4 protein-coding genes are annotated in these 4,405 nt (G+C 72.8%); 3 read left to right on the forward strand and 1 reads right to left on the reverse strand.

Translation table 11 applies throughout. The features are described 5' to 3' along the window. The first annotated feature begins 2 nt into the window (after positions 1-2). Together ABT300_RS41825 and ABT300_RS41830 are read left to right on the forward strand one after the other, a co-directional pair. Positions 3-758, forward strand: coding sequence for an electron transfer flavoprotein subunit beta/FixA family protein (locus ABT300_RS41825; protein ID WP_351687781.1), 756 nt, complete (start codon positions 3-5; stop codon positions 756-758). A 51-nt stretch (positions 759-809) separates the two neighbouring features. Beyond that, positions 810-1,772, forward strand: a complete 963-nt coding sequence (locus ABT300_RS41830; protein ID WP_351687782.1) for an electron transfer flavoprotein subunit alpha/FixB family protein — start codon at positions 810-812, stop codon at positions 1,770-1,772. A gap of 62 nt (positions 1,773-1,834) precedes the next feature. Here ABT300_RS41830 and ABT300_RS41835 read toward each other — a convergent pair whose 3' ends face one another. Then, positions 1,835-2,758, reverse strand: a complete 924-nt coding sequence (locus tag ABT300_RS41835; RefSeq protein WP_351687784.1) for an endonuclease/exonuclease/phosphatase family protein — start codon at positions 2,756-2,758, stop codon at positions 1,835-1,837. 198 nt (positions 2,759-2,956) lie between these two features. Between ABT300_RS41835 and ABT300_RS41840 the strand changes: the two genes are divergently transcribed. Beyond that, positions 2,957-4,261, forward strand: a complete 1,305-nt coding sequence (locus ABT300_RS41840; RefSeq protein WP_351687786.1) for a DUF6986 family protein — start codon at positions 2,957-2,959, stop codon at positions 4,259-4,261. The last annotated feature ends 144 nt before the right edge of the window (positions 4,262-4,405 follow it).

The raw sequence follows: 4,405 nt of genomic DNA on the forward strand, positions 1-4,405 counted from the left end.
ACGTGCCCGACGCCACTGGCGACCGGCACTTCGCCGATGACCTGACCGTCGACCGGGACGACGTGGACGGTCTGCTCTCCGAGCTCGACGAGTACGCGGTCGAGCAGGCGCTGCAGATCTCCGAGAACTCCGACGACGACGTGGAGATCACCGTTCTCACGGTGGGCCCCGAGGACGCCAAGGACGCGCTGCGCAAGGCGCTGTCGATGGGCGCCGACAAGGCGATCCACGTCGAGGACGACGACCTGCACGGCACCGACGCCATCGGCACCTCCCTGGTGCTCGCCAAGGCCGTCGAGAAGGCCGGCTACGACCTGGTGATCTCCGGTCTGGCCTCCACCGACGGCACCATGGGCGTCGTCCCGGCCCTGCTGGCCGAGCGCCTGGGCGTCCCGCAGGTCACCCTGCTCTCCGAGGTCTCGGTCGAGGACGGCACGGTCAAGGGCCGCCGCGACGGCGACGCCGCTTCCGAGCAGCTCGAGGCGTCCCTGCCGGCCGTCGTGTCGGTCACCGACCAGTCGGGTGAAGCGCGTTACCCGTCCTTCAAGGGCATCATGGCGGCGAAGAAGAAGCCGGTGGAGTCCTGGGACCTGTCGGACCTGGACCTGGAGGCCGAGGAAGTCGGTCTCGAGGGCGCGTGGACCGCGGTCGACTCCGCGACCCAGCGTCCCGCCCGCACCGCGGGCACGATCGTCAAGGACGAGGGCGAGGGCGGCAAGCAGCTCGCCGAGTTCCTCGCGGGCCAGAAGTTCATCTAAAGGCCCCACGCCGACCGCCCCTCAACTTCGTTTCGCAGGAGAGCAAATCCCATGGCTGAAGTCCTCGTCTACGTCGACCACGTGGACGGCGCCGTCCGCAAGCCCACCCTGGAGCTGCTGACGCTGGCCCGCCGCATCGGCGAGCCCGTCGCCGTCGCGCTGGGCGCCGGCGCCGAGAGCACCGCCGCCGCGCTGGCCGAGCACGGCGCTGCCCGCGTCCTCACCCACGACGCCTCCGAGTACGCCGACTACCTCGTCGTGCCCAAGGTGGACGCGCTGCAGGCAGCCGTCGCCGCCGTCTCCCCGGCCGCCGTCCTCGTCCCCTCCTCCGCCGAGGGCAAGGAGATCGCCGCCCGTCTGGCGCTGCGCATCGGCTCCGGCATCATCACCGACGCCGTCGACCTCGAGGCCGGCGACGAGGGCCCGGTGGCCACCCAGTCGGTGTTCGCCGCGTCCTTCTCGACCAAGTCCCGCGTCTCCAAGGGCATCCCGGTCATCACCGTGAAGCCGAACTCGGCCGCGGTCGAGGCCGCCCCCGCCGCCGGCGCGGTCGAGGCCCTCGCCGTCGCCTTCTCCGCGCTGGCCACCGGCACCAAGGTCACCGGCCGCACCCCGCGCGAGTCGACCGGCCGCCCGGAGCTGACCGAGGCCGCGATCGTCGTCTCCGGCGGCCGCGGCGTCAACGGCGCGGAGAACTTCGGACTCATCGAGGCCCTCGCCGACTCGCTCGGCGCGGCCGTCGGCGCCTCCCGCGCCGCGGTGGACGCCGGCTGGTACCCGCACACCAACCAGGTGGGCCAGACCGGCAAGTCGGTCTCCCCGCAGCTCTACATCGCCAACGGCATCTCCGGCGCCATCCAGCACCGCGCCGGCATGCAGACCTCGAAGACCATCGTCGCCGTCAACAAGGACGCCGAGGCCCCGATCTTCGACCTCGTCGACTACGGCGTCGTCGGCGACCTCTTCGACGTCGTCCCGCAGCTCACCGAGGAGATCAAGACCCGCAAGGGCTGATCACCCCGGCGGTCGGCAGGACCGCGCCAGGCCCCCGTGACCCCAGGTCGCGGGGGCTTCGCTCATCCCATGGTCAGCGAGGCCCGCACCGGCAGATGGTCGCTCGGGTACTGACCGTTCACGCTGAAGGCGTCGGTCCACTCCCGCTGGACCCGCACGCCGGGCGTCGCGAGGATCCAGTCGATGCGGCTCCCGTTCGGGGTCAGCGCCTTGTACCCGTGATACGTGGCGTACGCGTCGCCCCGCGTGCGTGCCGTGTCCCAGGTGTCCACCAGTCCGGCGGCGAGCAGCCTGTCGTACACCGGGTTCTCGTGCGCGACGGTGTTGAAGTCGCCGGTCAGCAGCAGCGGCAGCGCGGTGTCGAAGCGGGAGATCCGCGCGGCGATGAGCGCGGCGGCGCGTTCGCGCGCGTACTGGCTCGCGTTGTCGAGATGGGTGTTGAGCACGCAGAACTGCCGCCCCGAGGCCAGCAGATCGCGGAAGCGGACCCAGGTGACCATGCGGGGATGCCCGCCGCCCCAGGTGTTGGAGCCGCGCACCTGCGGGGTGTCGGACAGCCAGAAGTGCCCGTACTCGGCCGGGACGAGCCGGCGTGTGTCGTAGAAGACGGCCACCGCCTCGTCGGGGCCCACGCCCCGGCTGGTCCCGATCCAGGCGTAGTGCGGTCCGAGGTCGGCCTCGATGTCCAGCAGCTGCTGCGGGCGGCCCTCCTGGGTGCCGATGACGTGCGGGGCCGCCCGGTGCAGCAACTGCCGCATCACGGGACGGCGCACGGCCCAGCTGTGGGGCCTGCGGGCGGAGGCGAAGCGCAGGTTGAACGTCATGACCTCGAGCGGAGGGAAGGGCGCCGGCCGGAGCATCCCGCGCGGCAGGCTCTCCTGCCGGGCGGCGGACGCCCCCGCCGTGCCGATCAGGGGGACGGCGGCCAGGGCCGCCAGCACGGTCCTCAGCCCCGCCCGCCGGGTCGGCCTGCCGCTCCTCGTCATGCGTCCCCCTCGTCTTCGGTCCCACGCGCCCCGTGAGACAGGATGAACGGGTGAACTGTTGTACGGAAGAGGGCGTGGGTGCGGCGAGACGTGCGCGGGACCGTGCCGTGGACAAGGTGTTGACCCGCCGGAAGACACCCGGATAACTTCACTCTACGGATTATTGATTCCGTACAGCGGAAAACTGGAGGATGCGGAATGGGTCAGGGCCAGCAGGAGACGGTGGCGACGAGCCTCGCGGGCGCCGTCAGCGAGAAGATCAGCGCGTCCCTGGCCCCGGTCGACGCCGAACTCGACCGCCGCTATCCCGGCGACCCCGGCACGCGCCAGCCCGTCCACACCGTCTACGTCCCCGGCGACGTCTTCGACGGCGACACGATCCGCTCCTGGGGCGACCGGGCCCTCGCCGCCCTCGACGCGCACGCCCCCGACGCGGCCTCCTTCGCCGCCTGCCTCGGCCTGTCCGACGACCTTGCCGAGCCCGTCTACGCGCGCGTGCGGGCCAAGCTGGAACGCGAGCCCGTCGAAGACCTGCGGGTCGACTTCGAGGACGGCTACGGACCCCGCCCGGACGCGGAGGAGGACGAGGCGGCCGCCCGGGCCGCCCGGCTGATCGCGCGGGCGTACGCCGAGGGCGCCGCGGCCCCCTACACGGGCATCCGCATGAAGTGCATGGAGGCCGCCGTGCGCGACCGCGGCATCCGCACCCTCGACGTCTTCCTCACCGGCCTCGCGGACGCCGGCGGCCTGCCCGACGGCCTGGTCCTCACCCTGCCGAAGGTGACGTACCCGGAGCAGGTCACCGCCATGGTCCGGCTCCTGGAGGCCTTCGAGGAGGCGCGCGGCCTCACTCCCGGCCGCCTCGGCTTCGAGATCCAGATCGAGACCAGCCAGTCCATCCTCGCCGCCGACGGCACCGCCGCGGTCGCCCGCATGATCCAGGCCGCCGAGGGCCGCGCCACCGGACTGCACTACGGCACCTTCGACTACAGCGCCTGTCTCGGCGTCTCCGCCGCCCACCAGGCGAGCGACCACCCCGCCGCCGACCACGCCAAGGCGGTCATGCAGGTCGCCGCCGCAGGCACCGGCGTACGCGTCTCCGACGGCTCCACGAACGTCCTGCCGGTCGGCCCGACCGCACGGGTCCACGACGCCTGGCGGCTGCACTACGGCCTCACCCGCCGCGCCCTGGCCCGCGCCTACTACCAGGGCTGGGACATGCACCCGGGCCATCTGCCCACCCGCTACGCGGCCGTCTTCGCCTTCTATCGCGAGGGCTTCGTCCAGGCCGCCGAGCGTCTGTCCCGGTACGCCGGCCGAGCCGGCGGGGACGTGATGGACGAGCCGGCGACCGCAAAGGCCCTCAGCGGATATCTGCTGCGCGGTCTGGACTGCGGCGCGCTCGACCCCGACGAGGTGAGCGAGGCGAGCGGGCTGACCCGGCCGGCGCTGGAGGGCTTCGCGGCGCCCCGCCGCGGCGACCTGACGGCCTCCGCCCAGTAGGGCGCCGGCCGCCCGGCGCACCGGCGCACGGCCGACGGCCGGCCGGGCGGCCGCCCGACGACCACGACGGCGACGGCGAAGATGATGGCCAGCAACGCCATCGGAACACGGCGGTTCACGTCGGCGACCGAGTACTGGAGGTCC

Origin of the sequence: Streptomyces sp. NPDC001027, assembly GCF_040299045.1 — a bacterium.
Lineage (GTDB): Bacteria > Actinomycetota > Actinomycetes > Streptomycetales > Streptomycetaceae > Streptomyces.

What these genes read in the sequence shown, in the direction of transcription:
- ABT300_RS41830 (WP_351687782.1), top strand. Translation starts at nt 810, where the DNA reads ATGGCTGAAGTCCTCGTCTACGTCGACCACGTGGACGGCGCCGTCCGC.
- ABT300_RS41835 (WP_351687784.1), bottom strand. Translation starts at nt 2,758, where the DNA reads ATGACGAGGAGCGGCAGGCCGACCCGGCGGGCGGGGCTGAGGACCGTG.
- ABT300_RS41840 (WP_351687786.1), top strand. Translation starts at nt 2,957, where the DNA reads ATGGGTCAGGGCCAGCAGGAGACGGTGGCGACGAGCCTCGCGGGCGCC.